The organism is Bacteroides sp. ZJ-18 (assembly GCF_011038705.2).
Taxonomy (GTDB): Bacteria; Bacteroidota; Bacteroidia; order Bacteroidales; family Bacteroidaceae; genus Bacteroides; species Bacteroides hominis.
Window position 1 is genome coordinate 4,453,713 of sequence record NZ_CP072198.1, and the last position, 23,072, is coordinate 4,476,784.

Annotated in this window: 16 protein-coding genes; 5 read left to right on the forward strand and 11 right to left on the reverse strand. The window is 45.6% G+C overall.

Features of this window, described 5'->3' with window-relative positions; all coding sequences use genetic code 11:
• Positions 1–24 precede the first annotated feature (24 nt).
• The gene (locus G7Y45_RS17990) at positions 25–1,176 is read right to left on the reverse strand and encodes a glycosyltransferase family 4 protein (protein ID WP_165017787.1); all 1,152 of its coding nucleotides are present in this window, start codon (positions 1,174–1,176) and stop codon (positions 25–27) included.
• 296 nt (positions 1,177–1,472) lie between these two features.
• Here G7Y45_RS17990 and G7Y45_RS17995 point away from each other — a divergent pair, with 296 nt between their 5' ends.
• Together G7Y45_RS17995 and G7Y45_RS18000 are read left to right on the forward strand one after the other, a co-directional pair.
• Entirely contained in the window at positions 1,473–3,656 is a 2,184-nt protein-coding gene (locus G7Y45_RS17995) for a GH92 family glycosyl hydrolase (RefSeq protein ID WP_165017789.1), read from the forward strand.
• Positions 3,657–3,679: 23 nt separating this feature from the next.
• Positions 3,680–6,217 (forward strand): S9 family peptidase, encoded by a 2,538-nt coding sequence (locus tag G7Y45_RS18000; RefSeq protein ID WP_165017792.1) that lies wholly within the window; start codon positions 3,680–3,682, stop codon positions 6,215–6,217.
• Between the two features lie 255 nt (positions 6,218–6,472).
• Here the strand turns inward: G7Y45_RS18000 and hisS are convergent, their stop codons facing one another.
• A complete protein-coding gene (gene hisS / locus G7Y45_RS18005) occupies positions 6,473–7,837 on the reverse strand; it encodes a histidine--tRNA ligase (protein WP_165017795.1) in 1,365 nt (454 codons plus the stop codon).
• Between the two features lie 95 nt (positions 7,838–7,932).
• Here hisS and G7Y45_RS18010 point away from each other — a divergent pair, with 95 nt between their 5' ends.
• Entirely contained in the window at positions 7,933–9,321 is a 1,389-nt protein-coding gene (locus G7Y45_RS18010) for a transglutaminase domain-containing protein (protein WP_165017797.1), read from the forward strand.
• Between the two features lie 151 nt (positions 9,322–9,472).
• On the opposite strand, the gene G7Y45_RS18015 is transcribed toward G7Y45_RS18010, so the two are convergent.
• The 4 genes from G7Y45_RS18015 to G7Y45_RS18030 all read right to left on the reverse strand — a co-directional run bounded on the left by G7Y45_RS18015 (position 9,473) and on the right by G7Y45_RS18030 (position 13,474).
• On the reverse strand, positions 9,473–10,159 hold the full coding sequence (locus G7Y45_RS18015; protein ID WP_005780840.1) for a zinc metallopeptidase: 687 nt from the start codon (positions 10,157–10,159) through the stop codon (positions 9,473–9,475).
• Positions 10,160–10,276: 117 nt separating this feature from the next.
• Entirely contained in the window at positions 10,277–11,581 is a 1,305-nt protein-coding gene (locus G7Y45_RS18020; protein ID WP_165017800.1) for an alpha-L-fucosidase, read from the reverse strand.
• A gap of 136 nt (positions 11,582–11,717) precedes the next feature.
• Positions 11,718–12,989, reverse strand: coding sequence for an adenylosuccinate synthase (locus G7Y45_RS18025; RefSeq protein WP_005780843.1), 1,272 nt, complete (start codon positions 12,987–12,989; stop codon positions 11,718–11,720).
• Positions 12,986–13,474: a Fur family transcriptional regulator gene (locus tag G7Y45_RS18030; protein WP_005780845.1), complete on the reverse strand. Its 489-nt coding sequence runs from the start codon at positions 13,472–13,474 to the stop codon at positions 12,986–12,988. The genes G7Y45_RS18025 and G7Y45_RS18030 overlap by 4 nt, the downstream gene beginning before the upstream one ends.
• Positions 13,475–13,569: 95 nt before the next feature.
• On the opposite strand from G7Y45_RS18030, the gene G7Y45_RS18035 reads away from it, so the two are divergent.
• Positions 13,570–15,228 carry a glycosyltransferase family 39 protein gene (locus tag G7Y45_RS18035; protein ID WP_165017802.1) on the forward strand — a complete coding sequence of 553 codons (1,659 nt, stop codon included), beginning with the start codon at positions 13,570–13,572 and terminating at the stop codon, positions 15,226–15,228.
• Between the two features lie 142 nt (positions 15,229–15,370).
• On the opposite strand, the gene G7Y45_RS18040 is transcribed toward G7Y45_RS18035, so the two are convergent.
• The 3 genes from G7Y45_RS18040 to G7Y45_RS18050 all read right to left on the reverse strand — a co-directional run bounded on the left by G7Y45_RS18040 (position 15,371) and on the right by G7Y45_RS18050 (position 18,647).
• A complete protein-coding gene (locus G7Y45_RS18040) occupies positions 15,371–16,033 on the reverse strand; it encodes a DNA alkylation repair protein (RefSeq protein WP_165017805.1) in 663 nt (220 codons plus the stop codon).
• 3 nt (positions 16,034–16,036) lie between these two features.
• Positions 16,037–18,088, reverse strand: coding sequence for a dihydrofolate reductase (locus tag G7Y45_RS18045; RefSeq protein WP_165017808.1), 2,052 nt, complete (start codon positions 18,086–18,088; stop codon positions 16,037–16,039).
• Between the two features lie 94 nt (positions 18,089–18,182).
• The gene (locus G7Y45_RS18050; RefSeq protein WP_005780854.1) at positions 18,183–18,647 is read right to left on the reverse strand and encodes an AraC family transcriptional regulator; all 465 of its coding nucleotides are present in this window, start codon (positions 18,645–18,647) and stop codon (positions 18,183–18,185) included.
• Between the two features lie 233 nt (positions 18,648–18,880).
• Between G7Y45_RS18050 and recQ the strand changes: the two genes are divergently transcribed.
• Entirely contained in the window at positions 18,881–20,686 is a 1,806-nt protein-coding gene (recQ, locus tag G7Y45_RS18055; RefSeq protein ID WP_165017811.1) for a DNA helicase RecQ, read from the forward strand.
• Between the two features lie 394 nt (positions 20,687–21,080).
• On the opposite strand, the gene G7Y45_RS18060 is transcribed toward recQ, so the two are convergent.
• Positions 21,081–21,950 (reverse strand): lipopolysaccharide assembly protein LapB, encoded by an 870-nt coding sequence (locus G7Y45_RS18060; protein WP_050550260.1) that lies wholly within the window; start codon positions 21,948–21,950, stop codon positions 21,081–21,083.
• A gap of 132 nt (positions 21,951–22,082) precedes the next feature.
• Complete coding sequence (gene cysK, locus G7Y45_RS18065) at positions 22,083–23,033, reverse strand: cysteine synthase A (protein ID WP_165017814.1); 951 nt, start codon at positions 23,031–23,033, stop codon at positions 22,083–22,085.
• Positions 23,034–23,072: the final 39 nt, after the last annotated feature.

Genomic DNA, 23,072 nt, shown 5'->3' on the forward strand with positions numbered 1-23,072 from the left:
GGAAAAAAGGTTTCAATGATAATCTTATTTATTTCTGTTTCGCTTTATCAACCGGTTATAGCGATCGTACACCTCACCGGCCACGTCTTCCCATGACCGGGCAATGGTTCGTGATGCCTCCTCTCCCACCTGCTTTATTATGGCAGTACTGCATAATATTTCACGTATGCGATTGGCATAATCCTCTGTGCTATTGGAACTCAGAAAGCCATTTACCGAATCGGAGATTATTTCCGAAGCAGTGGAATCCCTGATCAATACCGAAGGCGTGCCCAATGCAGCCGCTTCACGTATCACCAGCGGAGCGTTATCGTACAAAGAAGGAAAAAGAAACAGATCGGCAGCAACATAATAGCGTTTCAAAATCTCGCGTTCCACAATACTACCTACAAAAGATACTTTGGAAGACAGTCCCAGTCCCACCACCCTTTGTTTCAACTCACAGCTCGCATAGCCTGAACCGATAAAGTACATCCGGAAAGGTACATCGGACAAGAGGACAAGCGCATCGAGCAAAAAGCCGAGATTTTTCTCCCAAATATGTTGGCCGACAAAAAGAAACATAAACTCCCCGGAACGGATACCTAAAGCCTGTCGGGCCTCCCGCCGGACAGATTGCAGAGAAGGCGTACCCGCAAAATCATTTCCGTTATCCACCACTTCTATCCTGCCCTTATACCCATACTCCCGCAACGTCTCTTCGACAGCTGCCTGGGGAATCCACACTTCATCCGCAGCTTCGTAAAAACGAATCACCTTTCGTATCAGATAGTCCACCAACAGACGGGAAGGAATGGCCCTCTCAAAATCCGCCCGGTACTTGGAGTGAAACGTAGCTACAACCGGAACATGTTGTTCTTTGGCAATCTGCATGGCCAGTGCTCCTGAAGAAAAGGGACAATGAGCGTGTACCAATTCGAATGAAAGCCGGCTGATACGCTCGTGAAAAGGCCAGTCGATGCGCGGAAAACCTAATCTGTAAGGCTTTCTCATAGGAATGGGAATAGATGAATACCGATAAACCGGATATTCTTCCGCATCTCTCGCATCAGGCGACTTAGGAGTCACTACACAAACATTCCCCGTCTTCTTATGCAGCCAGTAGGCATAGTTCTGTGTAGTAAGTGATACCCCATCCATGATCGGAGGGAAACAATCATTAAAAAGACCTATCATTGCATTCCATTATCTGTTTGCAAAGAAACAGCTTACATATTACAATTGTTTGACGGAAGTATGACGAGAATATTCTTCTTCAAGTAACCATGAGCCCCCTGGAGATCTGCTCGTCTTCTAAATTCCTTGCTTACAGCCTTCTTCCTTTATTCTGTACGATACTTTCTGTTTTTCCTTATTTTTGCCCGAAAAGTGAAGATAAGTCGCACTTTGGCATAAAAAATGAACGAGTTCATTTTATTCTGCTCTCAGTTTGCTTATCTTTGTCACAAAAATAATTTATCAAGGTCATTGCTATGAAGTTCAAATCAACCTTTATGACTGCATGTCTGGGGATCGGTCTTTGCACATCCTGCACTCCCGAAACTCCGACAGCACCCCAAGACTACACTCAGTACGTAAACACCTTTATCGGAGCAGCCGACAACGGTCACACCTTCCCGGGTGCCTGCCTACCCTTCGGACTGATACAGGCAAGCCCGGAAACCAATGCCATCGGATGGCAGTATTGCTCAGGATACAATTATCAGGATTCACTGATCTGGGGCTTCTCTCAAACTCACCTCAATGGCACCGGATGTATGGATCTGGGCGACCTCCTTATAATGCCTGTCACCGGACAAAGAGTACGGGATGACTACAAAAGCGGTTTCTCTAAAAAGACAGAAAGCGCAACACCGGGATACTATACGGTAGAACTCGATAAATATAAAGTAAAAGCAGAACTGACTGCAACAGATCATGTAGCGCTGCATCGTTACACTTATCAGAATGCCGATTCAGCCTCACTGTTACTCGACCTTCAACACGGATTGGTATGGAATCCCCAACAATATAAATCGCACGTAAAAGCTTGCGAAATCAATTGGGAAGATGCTCAAACACTGACAGGACACGTGCGCAGCAGCGTATGGGTGAATCAGGATTTATACTTTGTAATGAAGTTCAGCAAGCCAGTGACCGATTCCATCTCCCTGCCAATGGAAGAAACTGAAAAAGGAAAACGTCTGTTAATGAGTTTCGACATGAAGCCGGACGAACAACTGCTGATGAAAGTAGCCATTTCTACAGTCGGTGTAGACGGTGCCCGTAAGAATATGGATCAAGAGTTGGCAGACTGGGATTTCGACGGTACAAGACAGAAAGCCAAGGACATCTGGAACAGTTACCTGAGCCGTATCGAAGTGACAGGTACTCCGGACGAATTGGAGAATTTTTATACCAGCTTCTATCATGCACTGATACAGCCTAATAATATTGCCGATGTAGACGGAAGATACCGTAACGCCAAAGACTCGGTAGTAAAATCAGCATCGGGAGTCTATTACTCTACCTTCTCGATCTGGGATACCTACCGCGCTGCCCACCCCTTCTATACATTGGCCGTACCCGAACGAGTAGACGGTTTCATCAATTCGATGATCGAACAAAATCAGGCACAAGGCTACTTACCTATCTGGACCTTGTGGGGTAAAGAAACGAATACTATGATCGGCAATCACTCTGTTTCGGTTATTGCCGAAGCTTATAAGAAGGGCTTCCGTGGCTTTGATGCCGAGAAAGCATTCGATGCCATCAAACAGACACTGACTGTTTCGCATCCGAAATCGGACTGGGAAACTTATATGAAATATGGTTATTATCCGACAGACAAGGTAGATGCCGAATCGGTTTCACGTACACTTGAATCGGTTTACGATGACTACGCCGCAGCTACAATGGCAGAGTTAATGGGTAAAAAGGAAGATGCGGAATACTTCAGTAAACGTTCGGAATTCTATAAGAACCTGTTCGACAAGGAAACACAGTTTATGCGCCCGCGCTATGCCGACGGACGCTGGAAAACTCCTTTCAATCCCAGCGATCTGGCACATGCCGAAAGCCGCGGAGGCGATTATACTGAAGGAAATGCCTGGCAATACACCTGGCATGTTCAGCACGATGTACCGGGATTGATCGAATTATTCGGTGGTAAAGGGCCTTTCCTCAACAAACTGGATTCATTGTTCACTATCAAACTGGAAGGAAGCGGACTGGCAGACGTTACCGGACTGATCGGACAATATGCCCACGGCAACGAACCAAGCCACCATGTCACCTTCCTGTATGCTTTGGCCGGCAAGCCGGAACGCACTCAGGAGTTGATACGTGAAATCTTTGATACCCAATACAAAAACAAGCCCGATGGTCTCTGTGGAAACGACGACTGCGGACAGATGTCAGCCTGGTATATGTTCAATGCAATGGGATTCTATCCGGTCGATCCGGTGAGCGGGCATTATATATTCGGTGCTCCGCAGATGCCGAAAATAGTACTTCACCTGCCGGATGGAAAAACGTTCACAGTCATTGCCGAAAATCTGTCGAAAGAACATAAGTACATCGACAGCATCACACTGAATGGTGAACTTTATACCAAAAACTATATCTCCCACGAAGACATCGTGAAGGGTGGTACGCTGGTATATAAAATGAAATAACCAATTATAAACTCAAAGAAACAATGGACAAAAAGTTACTGATGATGGCGCTGTTGATGACAACAGGACTTGCCACACAAGCACAAGAGAGGCTGACGCAGTATCAGGTAAGAAATGCCATTACTGTACGCACTCCGATCATGAACGACAGTATCAACCCCAAAGGAGAAAAACACACCGCCAAAGCACTGCTGCAAACGCCGGTAATGCTTGACCTTGCCAATGCACCGACACAAATGCTGTCTGCCGATACAGCAGGCTTGGTCACTTTTGCGAAAGCCGATAAAGACAATCTGCTTTATCTGCTGAAGACTCAGCTACGGGCCGAACGCTTCATGAAAGGCAAACTGAAAGTGACCTCTCCGGTCCGGTGGGAGCTTTTCATCAACGGCGAATCGAAAATGGTGAAAGATGCTGCGGAAGACAGTATATCCAAAGCAGCAACCAAAGAAATTGCCCTACGCCTGGAACCGGAAATGGATTATGAAATTGCCATCAAACTACTTTCAACCCCGGACGATAAGACTGCGCCTTCACTGAAGTGCGAACTGGTGAAAGATGATAAATTCAAAGAAGTGGCATGTAGCACCGATCCCGATCAGAAACACCGTTTCGCACTCGACAATACCGTATACGGCAACCGCGCCATTGCTGTTTCCGTATCACCGGACGGAAAATATCTGTTGACCCGCTATTGGGACAATCATTCGTTGAAACGTTCACGCACCTACTGTGAACTGACTGAACTGAAAACAGGAAAAGTACTTCTCACCAATCTGAGGGACGGCATGAGATGGATGCCGAAAAGTAATAAACTGTATTATACGGTAGTGGCATCCGAAGGAAATGACGTCATCACTCTCGATCCCATCACGCTGAAGGAAGAAGTTCTCCTGCAGGGCATTCCCGAGCAGGGTTTCAGCTGGTCGCCCAACGAAGACTTCCTGATATACTATCCTCGTGAAGAAGGCGTGAAAGATGATGGGCCGTTGAAACGCATTGTCAGCCCCGCCGACCGTATTCCGAATACACGCGGACGTAGTTTCCTGGCCAGATATGACATTGCCAACGGAACTTCCGAACGACTGACCTACGGCAATCACAGTACGTATATGCAGGATATCTCACCGGACGGCAAATATTTACTTTACAGCAGTTCGAAGGAAAATATCACGCAACGTCCTTTCTCTCTGAGTTCACTGTTCCAAGTGAACCTTGAAACATTGGCTGTCGATACTCTGTTCTTTGAAGACCGCTTCCTCGGAGGAGCCAGCTACTCACCGGACGGCAGACAATTACTGCTCACCGCCAGCCCGGAAGCTTTTGACGGTATCGGCAAGAATTGTGGTAATCATCCGATCGCCAATGATTTCGACTCTCAGGCATTCATCATGGATTTAGCTACCCGCAAGATCGATCCGATCACTAAAGAGTTCAATCCGTCTGTCAACTTCCTGCAATGGAACAAAGGTGACGGGTGCATCTATTTTAGCACCAATGACGAAGATTGCCGGAACATCTATCGTTACTCTCCCAAAGACCGTAAGTTTGAGAAGTTGAATCTGGAGACTGATGTCACCAGTGCATTTGCCATGTCGGAAAACAATCCGTCGCTGGCAGCCTACATCGGACAAGGATGCTACAATGCAGGAGTTGCTTATGTATACGACCTGAAAAAGAAAACCTCTCGACTGATAGCCGACCCGATGAAGCCTACCCTCGAAAAAATTGAACTGGGTAAAATGGAACCATGGAATTTCACTGCTTCAGATGGCACTGAAATTAAAGGTATGATGTGTTTGCCGCCTTCATTCGATCCTAATAAAAAGTATCCGCTGATTGTGTATTACTATGGAGGAACGACCCCGACAGAACGAGGCATCAGCAATCCGTACTGCGCACAACTGTTTGCTTCACGCGACTACGTGGTATATGTTATCCAGCCGAGCGGAACAATCGGATTCGGACAGGAGTTTTCAGCACGCCATGTCAATGCCTGGGGAAAACGTACTGCCGACGACATCATTGAAGGTACCAAACAGTTCTGTAAAGAACACCCGTTCGTGAATGATAAGAAAATCGGTTGTCTCGGTGCATCTTACGGTGGATTCATGACGCAATATCTCCAGACTCAGACGGATATTTTCGCCGCCGCAGTTTCACATGCCGGTATCAGCAATGTGACCAGTTATTGGGGTGAAGGCTATTGGGGATACGGTTATAATGCCATAGCCGCCGCAGACAGTTATCCCTGGAACAATCCGGAACTGTTCACCAAACAAGGCTCGCTCTTCAACGCCGATAAGATCAACACTCCACTCTTACTGCTGCACGGCACCGTAGATACCAATGTACCTATCGGTGAAAGCATCCAGCTATTCAATGCCCTGAAAATATTGGGTAAAACAGTAGAGTTCATCACTGTAGATGGAGAAAACCACTTCATTGCCGACTATCCGAAACGCGTGCAATGGCATAACAGTATTATGGCATGGTTTGCCCGCTGGTTGCAGGATAGTCCTCAGTGGTGGGAAGATATGTATCCGGAACGTCATTTATAAAACATATTCCACTGAAAAAGACAGGGAGAGCACTGATTTATTATGAAGTTAATCTGAAAACAGTTAAAACTCTGTGATCTTTATGGCGGTGGAATCCGATGAAAACAGCAATCATCAATCCAATCAGTATTGGCGTTGAAAAGACTTATAAAAAAGAACGGGGCCTTTGGTTTTAAACCAAGGTCCCGTTCCTTTTATCTCCCTACCTTTTTTACGCCAACAGTCCCCGGTTTTAAAAAGGTAAGGGCATTTTCCTTATTTTGTTAAAACGCCAATCAGTTCTTCAGCAGTAACCATTTGCTGTTCACCGCTTTCCATATTTTTCAGCATAGCTTTTCCCTCATTCATTTCATTCTCACCTACGATAGCAACGAAAGGAATGTTCTTAACATTTGCATAACTCATCTGTTTCTTCATTTTCGCAGCGTCGGGAAATATCTCGGCACGAATACCGGCTGCGCGGGCCTTAGCCAGAATACCCATAGAAAAAGCAACTTCTTTCTCACCGAAGTTAATAAACAGAAGCTGAGTTCCATTAACAGCCTCCTTCGGATACAGTTCCAACTGGTTGAGCACATCGAAAATACGGTCGGCACCAAACGAAATACCTACGCCCGATACTCCTGCCATACCGAATACACCAGTCAGGTTATCGTAACGACCTCCACCGGTGATACTGCCAATCTGCACATCAAGCGCCTTTACCTCAAAAATAGCACCTGTATAGTAATTCAATCCACGTGCCAATGTCAAGTCAAGCTCTATTTCGTTTTTCAGTCCCATCGTTTGAAGGGTATTCAAAATAAACTCACTCTCTTCCACTCCCTTCAAACCTGTTTCGCTACCGGAAAGTACAGTCTTCAGTGTAGCCAACTTCTCAGCATTGGTTCCACTCAGAAGAATGATAGGTTGCAGTTTGGCAATAGCCTCATCACTAATCCCTTTCTCAGCCAATTCTTTATTCACATTTTCCAAACCGATTTTATCCAGTTTGTCGATAGCTACAGTTATATCCACAATCTTATCCGCCTCTCCGATGATCTCGGCAATACCGGTCAGTATCTTGCGATTATTGATTTTTATGCAGACACGGATACCGAAACGGGTAAACACCGTATCTACTATCTGCATCAACTCTACCTCGTTCAGCAGTGAATCACTACCGACCACATCGGCATCGCATTGGTAAAATTCACGATAACGTCCTTTCTGCGGACGGTCTGCACGCCAGACAGGTTGAATCTGATAACGCTTGAAGGGAAAAGTAATTTCATCACGGTGCATTACCACGTAACGGGCAAAGGGTACGGTAAGGTCATAACGCAACCCTTTTTCACAAAATTTACTGGCCAGTTTAACGGCGTTACGGCTTAATAGCTCTTCGTCTGTAATACCCGAAAAGTAATCACCTGAATTCTGTATTTTAAAAAGTAATTTGTCACCCTCTTCACCGTATTTTCCCATCAGGGTAGAAAGCATCTCCATCGAAGGAGTCTCAATCTGCTGGAAACCATACAGATGATATACGTCACGAATTGTATTGAATATGTAGTTACGTTTCGCCATCTCTACGGGCGAAAAATCACGGGTTCCTTTAGGTATACCTGGTTTTGCTGCCATTGTTTTAACTGTTTTATTGAATTGAGTTGCAAAGTTAGATGAAATAATTGATTATTAAAACAGAAACCACAGACTTTCTGTGAATCTGTAAGCAAATGTATTCGGTGTCCGGTTCCGTTAAGACTGTTCATTTTCGGACAATACTTTTTAATGCCATTCTGCTCAATAAGAGATATTTATTAATTTGGTATACCATTTGCCTTCTGAAAGACAAAGAAATCACATTATCTAACAGGAATCATATGAAAACAGTTTTTTTGATCATTACAATGTTATGCCTTGGACTACCGGGAATGGCACAAAACAACGAAAAAAAAGAATTTGAGAGAAAGTACAGCGCACTCACTCAGGAAGTAGCAAACGCTCGCAAACAGAAAGATTACAAAAAGGCCGAGAAATTAAATTGGGAGAAACTGAAGTTGTATCAAGGATTGCCTCAACAACTTCAGGAAAAAGCAAAAAATATAACAGGACTGGTTTATTACGACCTTGCTTGCTATCAGGCACTTCAGGGAAAGAAAAAGGCAGCCCTGAAAAACTTTGAGAAGGCTTTCAACTCCGGATGGAATGATTACAACCATGCTAAAGGTGACAGTGACATCGACAATTTACGTAAAGAGAAGAAGTATCTGGAAGTAATGGCTAAAATGCGTCTGGACAGTGACTATCTGTATATTCTGCAACAAGCCGAAGGATACAACAGAACTGAAACAAAACCGATATGTTATAATGAATCAGTAACTGACACTCTACCCCGCTTCACCTACATGAATCCTAACGACAGTAATCTGGTACAGTTACGGAAACATTTCAACCTGGATAGTATCGCCGGAAGCGGAGACGAAATCTCCAAAATCAAAAACCTTCTCTACTGGGTTCACAACATAGTTCCACATGATGGCAATTCACGTAATCCGGAAGAGCGGAACACAATAGCCATGGTAGAACTTTGCAAAAAGGAGAACCGGGGCGTAAACTGCCGGATGATGGCACAAATGCTGAACGAGTGCTATCTGGCTATGGGATTCAAATCCCGTTTCATCACCTGTATGCCCAAAGTGATGATCAATGATTGCCACGTCATCAATGCGGTCTACTCCAACACCCTCAACAAATGGTTATGGATGGACCCGACATTCAACGCTTATGTAACAGATGAAAAAGGAAACCTTCTGGGCATTGGTGAAGTGCGCGAACGCCTCCGCAACAATCAACCCGTTGTACTAAACGAAGACGCAAACTGGAATAATAAAAATAAGCAGACCAAAGAGTATTATCTGGATTACTATATGGCCAAGAACCTGTATTACGTAACTTGCCCTCTGCAAAGCGAATATAACGCAGAAACAAACTATCCGGGCAAAAAGTGGTCGATGTATATCTCGTTAGTTCCGGAAGGATACAGTACCAATGGAAAGCCCGGTGCCACCGCCTACGACTCACATAATGACTCTTACTTCTGGCAATCGCCTTATCAAGAATAACTTACGGAAATACGAACAAACACAATATGATGATAGTGCCGTTTACAGTTTGTACACAATACATACTGTAAACGGCACACAAACAGAAAGCTCCGCAAACATATAGAAAGTTTGCGAAGCTTTTCTTTTTATTCCGTATGGGAAGGAGAGATTAATCCCGGCGTCCCATAAATATCATAATGTAGTAAATCAGCGTAGCCAACGAGCCCAACGCAGCAACAACATAAGTGTATGCAGCCGAACGGAGAGCGTCTTCCGCTTTGGCATGATTATACGAGTTAGTAATTCCCGATGCACTGAGCCATACCAATGCACGTTTGCTCGCATCAATCTCTACCGGAAGTGTGATAAAGCTGAATAAGGTGGTCAAAGCAAACAGGATAATGCCGGCAAGCAATAACTGCGGGAACGAATTCAGTAACAAAATGCCGGCAAGCAATAACCACGTCATCCACTGTGAAGCGAAAGAAACCACCGGCACCAGCTTACTGCGGAGCGTCAACGGCGCATAAGCCCGTGCATGCTGAACAGCGTGTCCGCATTCGTGAGCAGCCACGGCAGCAGCCATGATGCTATTACTTTCATAAACTCCTTCACTCAGGTTCACTGTCTTATTGGCAGGATTATAATGATCGGTCAACTGTCCGGGAGTGTGAGTCACCTGAACATCGTAAATACCGTTGTCATGCAACATTTTAATAGCTACGTCGCGTCCTGTCATGCCGTTTCCTGTGGGTATCTTGGAGTATTTCTTGAACTTGTTTTGCAGGTTCATCTGCACCAGCCAGCTAACGAGAGCGATGCCAATAAAAATAATCCATTGAATTCCTATTACCATATTCTTTCTTAATTAAATTGTTATGATAGCTAATATACAAATAGCTTGCCAAAAATAAACAAAAGCGACGGAGAGGAGATTTCCCACACATCGCTTTTATGAAGAATTAGCTAAAAATTAGTCAATTGTAAGTTCCACCACGTAATCTACATCCGTCGGAACTTTAGCGAGTTCCAGTACAATTCCTTCTTTATTCTTTGTGAAGCGTACCGGCGTTTTGTCAGCAAAGACCACTGCCTTTTTCACTTTCTTATCAACGATAGGCAAGAATAAAGCCTTGTCCTGCAAATTAAGAATATGCACATAGAGTTTATTGCCTTTCTGAGTCGTTACTCCCCAATCGTGAGGAGCTACCAGACCACCTCTCGTTCCATAAATGGTCTCACCATACTTTGACATCCAGTCTCCCACCTCTTTCAAACGCTGAACAGCCACTTCCGGAAGTTCTCCATCGGGCTGCGGGCCTATATTCATCAACAGATTGGCGTCCTTACCGGCAGCCTTCACCAGATAATGAATCAAAGTTTTAGTTGATTTATAGTTCTGGTCTGTAATCTTATATCCCCACATGCCATTCATCGTCTCACATGTTTCAAGAGGCAGATGGCTGACACTCTGTCCGGAAAGTCCTGCGGTATTCTCTCCCGGAAGGTCACGCTCGAATATCTGAATATCCTCCCCCGCAAAAGGTACCTGATGATGATTATTACCAACCAGACAAGACGGCTGCAAACGATGGATCAATGCGTATTGTTCCGGAAGTTCCCAGTCGAAATCGGGATTGATATCCTGATCCCACCAACCATCGAACCAAATGGCTCCGATCGGACCATAATTGGTCAACAACTCTGTCAACTGGTTATTCATAAACAGATAATAGCTCTTCCAGTCCCCTTTCGGATCGGGACGTCCGGTTCCGCGTCCGGTTCTTCCCTGAGGAGCGTCTTCACGATACCAGTCTATATGTGAATAGTAGAAATGCAGTTTGATGCCATGTTTGGCACATGCATCAGCCAGTTCCTTTACCACATCACGTTTAAAAGGAGTGGCTTTTACAATATTATAATCGGAATACTTGGTATCGAACATCGAGAAACCTTCATGGTGACGGGTAGTGAAACAGATATACTTGGCACCGGAGGCTTTGATAGCCGCCACCCATTTATCTGCATCAAATTTAGAGGGATAGAATCCTCCAGCCAGTTTGGCATACTCTTTATAATTCAGATTATGGTTCGTCATCGTCCACTCGCCGGTAGCAAGCATAGCATAGAGTCCCCAGTGAAGGAAGATTCCGAACTTATTGTCCTGAAATTCACTCCGGGCTTTCAGGTTAGCCTCTGTCGGTTGGTAATTTTGTTGCGCTGTCAGGGAAGCAGTCATTCCCAATAACAAGAGAAAAGTAATAAAATGCTTCTTCATAAGTATTATAATAAAGGCCTCACCTCGCCCCTCTCTACTTTAGAGAGGGAAGAAGAAAGGCCTCGTTTTGAATTAATTCTTCTATAAAAGTCTACTTCTTCCTCCTTTTAAAAAAGAAGGATACAGATGAGGCTTCTTATTCTTCAGTATATCTTTCAATAGTCTGCTCGCGGTCGGGACCTACAGAAACAATTTTGATTTGTACGCCCAGCTGTTCTTCAAGGAAGGAAAGATAAGCATTGAACTCTTCAGGAAATTCATCTTCGCTCTGCATCTTTGTCATGTCTGTCTGCCATCCCGGAAGTTCCACGTAGATTGGTTCCACTTCGTCGGTAATGTCATAAGGGAAGTAATCGATCTCTTCACCATTCATCTTATAGGCCACACAAGCTTTGATCGTCTCGAAAGTATCGAGTACGTCACTCTTCATCATAATCAGTTTGGTGACACCATTGATCATGATTGAATATTTCAGTGCAACAAGATCCACCCATCCGCAACGACGTTTACGTCCCGTCACCGAGCCAAATTCGTGACCAAGCGTACAGATCTGATCGCCAGTTTTATCGAACAACTCTGTGGGGAACGGACCCGAACCTACACGTGTACAATAAGCTTTAAAAATACCATATACATCGCCGATCTTATTCGGAGCAACGCCCAAACCGGTGCATGCACCTGCACATACGGTATTCGAAGAAGTCACGAACGGATACGAACCAAAGTCAATATCCAGCATAGTTCCCTGAGCACCTTCACAAAGCACGGATTTTCCGGCATCGAGCAAACCGTTTATTTCATGTTCGCTGTCTACCAACTGGAACTGTTTCAGGTATTCGATACCTTCAAACCAGGCTTTTTCAAGTTCAGTCAGGTCGTATTCATAATTCAGACCTTTCAGGATTTGTTCGTGGCGAGCCTTCGCCGCAGCATATTTTTGTTCGAAGTTATGCAGGATATCCCCCACACGGACACCGTTACGGCTTACTTTATCCGTATAAGTCGGACCGATACCTTTTCCGGTAGTTCCTACCTTAGCATCACCTTTGGCAGCTTCATAGGCAGCATCCAGTATACGGTGCGTAGGCAAAATGAGGTGCGCTTTCTTCGAAATGTGCAGTCTCTCCTTCAAGTTGTGTCCCGATGCTTCCAGCGCTTCTGCTTCCGCTTTGAACAAAGCCGGATCGAGCACTACACCGTTACCGATGATATTTACTTTATCTCCCTGGAAAATACCCGAAGGGATAGAGCGAAGCACGTACTTCTGTCCTTCGAACTCAAGTGTATGACCGGCATTCGGTCCACCCTGGAAACGTGCAACTACATCATATCTCGGAGTTAAGACGTCGACTACTTTTCCTTTACCTTCGTCGCCCCATTGCAATCCTAATAGAACATCTACTTTCATTTTTCTTTTTTATTGTTATTATTTACTCTTTTTCTCTTGTTGGCCCTGTCGCATTTGCTACATATACCGTATATATATAAGGAATAATGCGAAAGTTGAAACTTACTTAGTTTGGTATTTTCAATCGCGTTCTGTAAAGCTTCATTCTGAAACTCTGTGACCCTACCGCACTGCGTACATATCTGGTGATGGTGTGTCTCGCGATTATATGATTTTTCGTATTGGGAGGAAGTGCCGAACTGGTGTTTTATCACCAGACGTGCATTGATAAGTAAGATGATGGTATTATACAGTGTAGCCCTACTCACCCGGAAATTTTCCTGGTTCATCATCTGCGAATAAAGCATATCGATATCGAAATGCCCGTCAATGGAGTATATGGTATCCAGTATCGCATAACGTTCAGGAGTCTTGCGATGTCCATTCGCATTTAGATATTCGGTGAATATCTGCCGTACCGTATCTTTCACATTTTGAGTTTCCATATCGGCGCTATTTTAGCGCCAACAAAGTTAATTGTTTTTTGCGGAAAGCAAAAATATATCTGTAAATTTGCACCCAATCACTAAAAAAATGTTTTATGACAAGAGTCCCCTTCACGCAAAATTATCGCTGGCACTTGCCTCTATTACTTCTTGTGTTCTGCTGTTCTTTCTTTATAAACAATGGCGCAATCTTTGCAGACATCATGGAATCAAGAAACATTGTCACTGCACGCGAAATGGTATACGACCATAACTGGCTGGTGCCTACCATGAACGGAGAGTTGCGACTGGAGAAGCCTCCACTTCCCACATGGATTGCTGCCGTGGTAGAAGTGATTTCGCCGGATAATCTTCCCTTGCAACGAGCCATGGCCGGACTTGCGGCCGTCATGTTAGTACTCTTTTTCTATAAGTTTGCTACGAAGCTGACCGGCAACCGAACCTATGCCCTGGTATCTTCCCTGGTCTTGTGCACCTCTTATAATATCATTCTGATGGGACGTACAGCTACTTGGGACATTTATTGCCACGCATTCATGATGGGAGCTATTTATTATCTTTATCTTGCTTTGCGGCAAACTGCCTGCAAGTGGCCTCTTTTCATTGCCACAGGCATTTTTATGGGATTATCTTTCCTTGGCAAAGGGCCCGTATCTTTCTATGCCCTGCTTCTCCCGTTCATTTGTGCCTACCTCTTATTCTATCGCAGGGAAACAAGAATGAAAGGAAAATGGGCCGCACTCTTCACCATGATCTTTATTTGCATCGTGCTCAGCACATGGTGGTATGCCTACACATACATCTGCCACCAGGAGATGGCATCCTATGTATTCCACAAAGAGTCTTCTTCCTGGAGTAACCACAACGTACGTTCCTGGTATTATTACTGGCAGTTTTTCCTGGAAACAGGAGTATGGTCGCTGCTGACACTGACAGCACTGATAGTGCCCTTCTGGAAAAAGCGGGTCGAAGCATCCAAAGAGTACATGTTCTGCCTGAGCTGGATGTTACTGATCCTTTTCTTCCTGTCGTTGCTCCCGGAAAAGAAGACACGCTATCTGCTTCCTATCTTATTGCCGGCCGCACTGACCATGGGATACTTATTTGTATATTGGATTCAACAGGCTAAACAGAAAATGCCGCACCTGAAAGACAGAGTGATTTACCGGATAAATGCTTATTTGATTGTAGTGGCTACATTGGCCCTTCCCGTTGCTCTCTACCTCTTCATGTACCGGGAAGGACGGATAGGTACAGGGATGTTCATATGGTTGGCTGTATTATTCCTGACAGTAGCAGTTTGGCTATTCAGCTCTGCGCTCAAGCTCCGGCCTTTCTCTTTCCTGATGGGAGTCGTAGCGCTATTTGCTGTTGCCGAGTTGTTTGTAATGCCTTATATCGGAAGTTTTGTGAGTAACTCAGATCCCAAAAGCATCAGCGCTACCCAAGAAAACCCGGAGCTAAAAGCTCTGCCATTCTATCACAGCAAAGACGAAGTGCTACGCATCGAGTTGGTATACGAAGCACATAAGAAGATCGGAGACATGGATTTAACCAATAAAGAAGAGATTACAAAAGCCCTGCCGTTTGTTCTGATCTCACAGAAACCGGCGGAACAACTGATTCCGGATTCCATCCGAAAGAATTTAAGTCTTCGCTTTATCGATTGTTATGACAACAATCGCTGGGCAAAAGGGCACAAAAGATATGATAGCGTATTTATCAGCAATGTGACAATAGTCGACGAACGATAAAGACGGACGATGAAAAGGTGTCGAGACTTCACCGCAGAGGGCACAGAGTGACACTGAGTGAGTTTTAAGTCATTGATTATCGATGTTGATAATCCGTGAAAACCTGCGTAATCTGTGGTGAAGTTTCGACACAACCTTATCGTTAATCGCTAATTTCCTCTCTCACCATCGTATACAGCATCTGTTCCGCTTCTTTATCAGAGTTGGCCATGCCTTCTACCAGGCGACATACCTGGAAAGTATGTTCTTCACTATGCTGCATATACTTACGGATAGCAAGCATTGCCGCATTACGGACATGATAACTTCCCGATTGTACAGCACAAATCGCCTGATTGAGCAATTCACCCGCAGGGCGTTCGGCCATATCTCCCTTTTTCATCAACAGACGGGCTATGGTAAGGAAGCCACAAACTTGTGTATATTCCGCCTCATCCGCAATCCACTGGAAAGTTTTCGCCGGGGCATAAGGCAGGTTTTGAAACAGATTCATACACGTAAGTTCTGCTATCTCAATATTGCGGATATCCTCTACCCAGATATCAGCTATCTCGGGAAAGAAGGTATCTATCGGCTGCAATAAACCTGCCAGAATCTTACACTCGCGGATATTCTCTTTCCACAAGGCTTGTGCCAAGTCATGGTTCTTCTCATAAGCAGCGGCGATGCTCTTGATACGGGGCAACTCAACACCAAAGTTCAGTTTATAGTCCAGCCCCTTCTCACGCATGCTTTGTGACACAACTCCGTTCATAGAGAGACGGAGCTGTGTTTTAATATCTTTCAATTGTTCTTTTACATCCATGGGTTAATCGTTTACAGAAGGCAGTGGCGAATAGTCCCTGCTATAACGCAGCATCTGCTCGGCATAGCCTTCATCATAGGTTACTTTTACATCAATTATATTTCCTTTCTCGTCGGTTACCGCATCGTATCTTGGATTCACGAATCCTTTATAAGGCGCCAGGTTCAGTTTCTTATAGCGGGCCAATACTTCGGAGTGAAGTTCGGGGTCTACTTTTACGGCATAGGTTTCTACCAGCGAACGGGCTGCTGCAAAGTCTCCGGTCGACTTGATGCGCTGTATCTCGGCCAGCAATTCGCCAAAGAGATGGCGAAGTTTCTGATAGTCGTTCACCACGACGTAAGTCTTACCGTCTTTCTGCACCATCTCCACCACCTTATCGGCCTTACCCTTCTCAAACACCCAACGGGCAATGAGCTGGCGGTTGCGCATGTGAGCCTCTTCAACACTGTTGCCCGGCTCGATACGCACCAACTGGGTCATCAGGCCATTCATCAGATAGGTATAGTATTCGGCCTTGTAAGCCTCTTCAGCCGGCACCAAGCCCAATTCCAGCAATTTAGGATCGGCTACGTAGTAAAGTCCGAACAGATCGGCACGTGCCTCCTCTATTGTAGATCCATAGGCTTTCAAGGCATCCGGATCAACTCCCGGAAGTAATTTTCCGGAACCGTGACCCAGGCATTCGTGCAAGTCGGTATGCAATTCTCCTGTCAGATCACCATATTTATCGATCAGTTGCTTTTCTGTATCACTGTACACAAACTCTTCGTTGAATCCGTTTCCATGAGCCGCTTTGTTATAAGCGTCGGTGATATTCCCGATAGTGACCGACTTGGAGCCATGATGGCTGCGAATCCAGTTAGAGTTAGGCAAGTTGATTCCGATAGCCGTCGCCGGATATAAGTCTCCGCCAAGAATGGCAGCAGTAATCACTTTGGCAGTCACCCCTTTCACCTTTTCTTTCTTAAATTGCTTGTCCACTGGGGAATGATCTTCGAACCATTGGGCATTGCCGCTTATCAGTTCAGTACGGCGCGTAGCCTCCAGGTCTTTAAAGTTCACGATGGACTCCCAGCTGGCCTTCATCCCGAGCGGATCACCGTATGTTTCAGTAAATCCGTTTGTAAAGTCAATGCGTGAATTCAGATCTTTCACCCAAAGGATGGCATATTCGTCAAACGTCTTCAGGTCACCGGTCTCGTAGTATTCAATCAGCTTGCCGATGGCAGCCTTCTGAGCTTCGTCTTCTGCCACCCCTTCAGCTTTCTTCAGCCAATACACAATCTTTTCGATGGCCTGTGTATAAAGCCCTCCTACTTTCCATACCTTCTCGACGATCTTTCCGTTCTCTTTAACCAGACGGCTGTTCAGTCCGTAAGAGACAGGGGTTTCATCTTTGGGGTCCTTCATCGCATTATAGAAATCCTCAGCTTCCTGCTGGGTGACCCCGTCATAGTAATTGCTGGCCGAAGTCAGCACCAAGTCTTCGCCGTCCGCCTGATTCACTCGCTTAGGCATCACCTTCGGATCAAAAATAACGGGTGACAGCTCCTCATACAGTTGTTCTACCGTCTGTCCTTGAGCCAACGGCAGCCCGGAAGCATCTACACTGAGCAATGCTTGTTTCAGAAACTCCGGCGTAAAGCCCGGAACAAATTTCTCCGAACCATAATGGTGGTGAATACCGTTTGAGAACCATACGCGTTTCAGATAGGTGGTCAGATTCACGAAGTCCGGGCTGTTTCTGTCACCGGCATAATCCGTATAGATCGTCTCAAGCGCCCGACGGATGGTAAGATTGTACTTTCCGTTCTGATCAAACAGAATATCTCTTCCTTCCAACGCAGCCTGAGTCAGATAATAAACCAACTCTTTCTGTTTGAGAGTTAAATTCTCAAATCCGGGTACGCGATAGCGTAATATCTGTAAATCTGCAAATTGTTCCACTGTATATTTAAAATTATCTGCCGCAGCAGGGTTTGTTTTTTCGGCTCTGCCGCAAGCAGTCAGTAAGATTGCGGCCGCAGCCATTGAAATAAAATGTTTCTTCATACCTTTAGACGTTGAGGTTATAAAACATAAAAAGGAAATACCTCAAAGCCGTACTCTGAGATAATTCCTTTTTATTCCGTTTCAAGAAATGCAATTATTTCTTTTTTTCTGCGTGTTTTTTACGATATCCGTTGGGTGTTTCACCTACGTTTTTATAAAATGCAGCGTAAAAAGACTGACGGTTAGCGAAACCAACCATCGCACTGATTTCCTCTACATTCTTGTCGGCATATCTTTTATCCGTCAACAAGTGCAAAGCATCTTTTACTCTGTACTCGTTCAGCAGGCAAGAATAGTTCATACCAAAGCGAGAATTAACTACAGCCGAAAGATAACGGGTATTGGTTTTCAGTTCCTTCGCCAAATCTTTAGCCGAATAGTCAGGGTCTCTGTACTTCTTCTGTACAACAATGATGTTCAGAATCTTGTCATACAACTCATCTGCCAATTCTGGTCTGATTAAAGACCGGTAAGCAGCTTTCTTTTCTTTCTTCTCCCTTAAATTGTAAGGGCGTTTTTTAGGAGTTTCTTCCTGGGTTTTGTTTTCTAAATCACTCATTGAATTAACTGGTTAGGGTTTGTTTTTAAATATCACTATTAATTTGTAACTTTAGATGTCACAAATTTCATACATTATTTTGATATACACAACTTTTTCGTATATATTTTTGATATAAAAACAATCAAAATCGTCGAAAAGTGGGTAAAAAGGGGCGTTAATAAGAATATTTAACTTTTAATAACCCGGAAATAAAGCGTACCTTTGCCCGAAAGATGAATGAAAAATATCAAATGATACAAACCCTCAAAACTTATTTCGGTTATGACAGCTTCCGTCCCCTGCAGGAAGAGATCATCCGAAACCTGATGAGTAAGAGAGACGCGCTGGTTCTGATGCCCACGGGGGGAGGCAAATCAATCTGTTATCAGCTTCCGGCCTTGCTGATGGAAGGCACTGCAATTGTTATTTCACCTCTTATTTCACTGATGAAGGATCAGGTAGAATCCCTCTGTGCCAACGGAATACCTGCAGGTGCACTGAACAGCAGCAACGACGAATCCGAAAATGCCAACTTACGCAGGGCCTGTATCTCAGGCAAGCTCAAGCTGCTCTACATATCACCGGAGAAACTGCTCTCCGAAGCCGACTATCTGCTGAGGGATATGACCATCTCACTGTTTGCGGTAGACGAAGCCCACTGTATTTCGCAATGGGGACACGATTTCCGCCCGGAATATGCCCGGATGGGATTCTTACGTACTCAATTCCCCAACATCCCCATGATTGCCCTGACTGCCACGGCAGATAAAATCACAAGGGAAGACATTGTCCGCCAACTACAACTGAAGCAGCCGGAGATATTTATTTCATCATTCGACCGCCCTAACCTGAGCCTGTCTGTAAAAAGAGGCTACCAACCCAAGGAGAAGAGCAAAGCCATCGTAGACTTCATTGCCCGCCACCGGGGTGAAAGCGGAATCATTTACTGCATGAGCCGCAGTAAAACTGAAACAGTGGCACAGATGTTGCAAAAGCATGGCATCCGTTGCGGCGTCTACCATGCCGGACTGTCTGCCCGCCAACGGGACGAAGCACAAGACGACTTCATCAACGACCGGATCGAAGTGGTATGTGCCACCATCGCTTTTGGGATGGGCATTGACAAGTCGAATGTCAGGTGGGTGATACATTATAACCTGCCGAAAAGCATCGAAAGTTTTTACCAGGAAATCGGCCGTGCGGGGCGTGACGGTATGCCCAGCGATACGATTTTATTCTATTCATTGGGCGACCTGATTTTGCTGACAAAGTTTGCAACAGAAAGCAACCAGCAGAATATCAATCTGGAAAAATTAAACCGGATGCAACAATATGCCGAAGCCGACATCTGCCGGCGACGTATCTTATTGAGCTATTTCGGCGAAACGGCTACTGAAGATTGCGGCAACTGCGATGTATGCCGTAATCCGCCCGAGCGCTTCGACGGAACTGTCATCGTTCAAAAAGCCTTAAGCGCCATAGCCCGTACCAACCAACAGGCAGGCATAACTCTCCTGATAGATATCCTGAGAGGGAACCCGACTGCTGAAATCACCGAAAAAGCTTATACGGAGCTGAAAACGTTTGGAGCCGGAAGAGAAATCCCGGCGCGCGACTGGCAGGACTATTTGCTGCAAATGCTGCAAATGGGATACTTTGAGATAGCCTACAACGAAAACAATCACCTGAAAATAACAAAGAGCGGAAGTGACGTCCTTTTTGGCCGTGAGAGGGCAATGCTGGTTGTCATCCGGAGAGAAAAGCCTGCTACCGCCAGAAAGAGAAGAAAGACCGTAAACGTCCATGCACAGGCATGGGACGGAGAAAGCAGAAGCAAGGAAGAAGACCTCTTCGAGGCCTTGCGCGCGTTGCGCAAGCAACTGGCCGACCAGGAAGCACTCCCGGCATACATCGTGTTATCGGACAAAGTGCTGCACCTGCTCTGCCTGTCGCGTCCCACAACCGTCGAAGCATTCGGCAACATCAATGGGATTGGCGAATACAAAAAGAAAAAATACGGAAAAGAATTTGTCGCGCTGATCCGCCAGTTTGTATGACCGGAAGAGAAACCGCAACCGGATTTTGTCAAGAGCAGTTTTATGTTTTATTAACCGGGTAGGCTACCGGCCGATAACAATAGGAGATATTTTCATAACACATATTGTAATGCACCGGAACAAAGCTTCATCCGGGTCGGAAGACGGTGTCTGTCCGAGTCGGAGCAACCGTCTGTTTGGGTCGAAAAGCCGGGCTTTCATCATCCGAAAGCCGGGCTTCCCCCCATATACCCCGGCTTCCCGTGCCGATGAACAGAAAAGGCATAAAAAAAGGGAAAAGCTTTCAACTTCTCCCTTCTACCGTATTTTAATCTGAATATAGTTTATGATTACGCTTACAAAGATACGATAATCAACAGCAAAAGTCAAGCTTCCGGACTATTATTTTCCGAAATTATTTGCATTGTTGCATCTGTTCGTGAACATCGGCAGGGGGCACTCCCAGCGAAATAGCTTTCTCGAAATCTGCCTTCGCCTGCGACTTCTTTTTCTGGTCCAGATAGATATCCCCCCTCAGCAAATAGGCATCGACGGAGTTAGGCGCCAGGCGGATGGCTTCGTCCAAATCCACCAGTGCCAGATCTTCATGTTTCATATCCCGCTCTACATCGGCACGGGCCACATACAAAACGGCATCTTCGGGAAATTCCACCAACAATTGGTTCAGGAGATCGAGCGATTCACGAAATTTGCCCTCTTTCTGTTCCAAAGTTGCCAAGCCGAGGCGTCCGTTATAATTCTTCGGATCAATTTCCAGCAAACGCTGGTAGTCCAGACGAGCCCCTTTATAATCCCGCCGCAACATATAAATATACGCCCGCATCAGCAAGGCTTCCGTATTCTTCTTGTCCACATCCATCACCTGGCAATAATCCACATAAGCCTTGTCCTGCATACCCTGCTCCAGATAGATGGCGGCACGGTTCAGCAAAATGGGTACGGCGAGTGGCGCAATGTTGAGTGCATAAGTATACGACTCGACAGCATCATTATAACGTCCCAGCTTGCGTTGCACCAAGCCGAGATTAGAAAACAACAGAGCATTATGGGGATTCTTCGGTTCCAGTCTCAATGCCTGCTTCAAAAGATCCTCGGCTTGCGCCAGACTGTCTTTTCCAACACACTCGACGGCCTTCTCAGAAAGTTCCTGATAGGTCTGAGCGGAAAGGGATATGGAAAAGATGGAGAAAAGAAGGAGAAAAAGATACTTCCTCCCTATCCCCTCTCCCAAAGGAAAGGGAACAATGATAGTTTTTCGATTCATAAATAATCTATTAAAAACGAACCGGTAATGGGGAGTATACGCTGAACATACAGTTTCTTTCTCCACAGATCGGTCAGAGGCCGATCCCCGGTTCATATATATTAAAATGTCAGACAAGCACGAGTGTGCTTTTTAATCCAGAGGATAAGCGTCAAACGCAAATAACTCGGTAGAGAGATAACGCTCGCCGGTGTCGGGCAATAAAGCCACGATCCTCTTTCCTTTAAACTCCGGACGTTCGGCCAGCTTGCGGGCTGCATAAACAACGGCTCCGGAAGAAATCCCCGCCAACAGTCCTTCCGTAGAAGCCAATTCACGCCCGCCACGGATCGCCTCATCGTCAGGCACAGGCATGATTTCGTCTACAACCGAAGCATCGTAAATACCGGGAACAAAATTCGCCCCAATCCCTTGTATACGGTGGGGAGCGGCCTTCCCGCCTTCAAGTACGGGAGACGACGCCGGTTCCACAGCTACTATATATACATCCGGATTATACTTTTTCAGTGCACGGGCCACCCCGCAAACGGTTCCGCCCGTTCCTACTCCCGCTACAAACACAGCCACCTGGCCGTCAGTGTCCTGCCAGATCTCTTCGCCGGTGAAGCGTGTGTGCACCTCCGCATTCGAAGGATTCTCAAACTGTTGCAGAATGACCGAACCGGGGATCGAATCTTTCAGTTCCTCAGCTTTGGCTATGGAACCGGCCATTCCTGCCAACCCGTCAGTCAATACAATTTGTGCTCCCAGTGCTTTCAACAGATTGCGACGTTCCAGACTCATCGTTTCGGGCATGGTCAGTATCAACTGATACCCTTTAATGGTAGCCACCATGGCCAGTCCCACACCGGTATTTCCGCTGGTCGGCTCGATGATCGTGGCACCGGGCTTCAGAACTCCTCTCTTCTCGGCATCCTCAATCATCGAAAGTGCCACCCGGTCCTTTACGCTTCCGGCAGGGTTAAATGACTCCAGTTTAGCGATAATATTCTCTTGCAGGCCGTATTTACGACTATAACCGGACAACTCCATCAACGGAGTATGGCCTATCAGTTCGGTAAGTTTCTTTGCGATTTTTGCCATATAGCTCTCTGTTTTACCACAGTTAATGCGCAAAGATAA

Excerpts from the sequence above, each read along its gene's own strand:
- G7Y45_RS17990 (WP_165017787.1), bottom strand. The coding sequence starts at position 1,176 with ATGATAGGTCTTTTTAATGATTGTTTCCCTCCGATCATGGATGGGGTA.
- hisS (WP_165017795.1), bottom strand. The coding sequence starts at position 7,837 with ATGGCAGCAAAACCAGGTATACCTAAAGGAACCCGTGATTTTTCGCCC.
- G7Y45_RS17995 (WP_165017789.1), top strand. The coding sequence starts at position 1,473 with ATGAAGTTCAAATCAACCTTTATGACTGCATGTCTGGGGATCGGTCTT.
- G7Y45_RS18030 (WP_005780845.1), bottom strand. The coding sequence starts at position 13,474 with ATGGAAACTCAAAATGTGAAAGATACGGTACGGCAGATATTCACCGAA.
- G7Y45_RS18045 (WP_165017808.1), bottom strand. The coding sequence starts at position 18,088 with ATGAAGAAACATTTTATTTCAATGGCTGCGGCCGCAATCTTACTGACT.
- recQ (WP_165017811.1), top strand. The coding sequence starts at position 18,881 with ATGATACAAACCCTCAAAACTTATTTCGGTTATGACAGCTTCCGTCCC.
- G7Y45_RS18020 (WP_165017800.1), bottom strand. The coding sequence starts at position 11,581 with ATGAAGAAGCATTTTATTACTTTTCTCTTGTTATTGGGAATGACTGCT.
- G7Y45_RS18050 (WP_005780854.1), bottom strand. The coding sequence starts at position 18,647 with ATGAGTGATTTAGAAAACAAAACCCAGGAAGAAACTCCTAAAAAACGC.
- G7Y45_RS18010 (WP_165017797.1), top strand. The coding sequence starts at position 7,933 with ATGTATTCGGTGTCCGGTTCCGTTAAGACTGTTCATTTTCGGACAATA.
- G7Y45_RS18025 (WP_005780843.1), bottom strand. The coding sequence starts at position 12,989 with ATGAAAGTAGATGTTCTATTAGGATTGCAATGGGGCGACGAAGGTAAA.
- G7Y45_RS18040 (WP_165017805.1), bottom strand. The coding sequence starts at position 16,033 with ATGGATGTAAAAGAACAATTGAAAGATATTAAAACACAGCTCCGTCTC.
- cysK (WP_165017814.1), bottom strand. The coding sequence starts at position 23,033 with ATGGCAAAAATCGCAAAGAAACTTACCGAACTGATAGGCCATACTCCG.
- G7Y45_RS18035 (WP_165017802.1), top strand. The coding sequence starts at position 13,570 with ATGACAAGAGTCCCCTTCACGCAAAATTATCGCTGGCACTTGCCTCTA.
- G7Y45_RS18060 (WP_050550260.1), bottom strand. The coding sequence starts at position 21,950 with ATGAATCGAAAAACTATCATTGTTCCCTTTCCTTTGGGAGAGGGGATA.
- G7Y45_RS18015 (WP_005780840.1), bottom strand. The coding sequence starts at position 10,159 with ATGGTAATAGGAATTCAATGGATTATTTTTATTGGCATCGCTCTCGTT.
- G7Y45_RS18000 (WP_165017792.1), top strand. The coding sequence starts at position 3,680 with ATGGACAAAAAGTTACTGATGATGGCGCTGTTGATGACAACAGGACTT.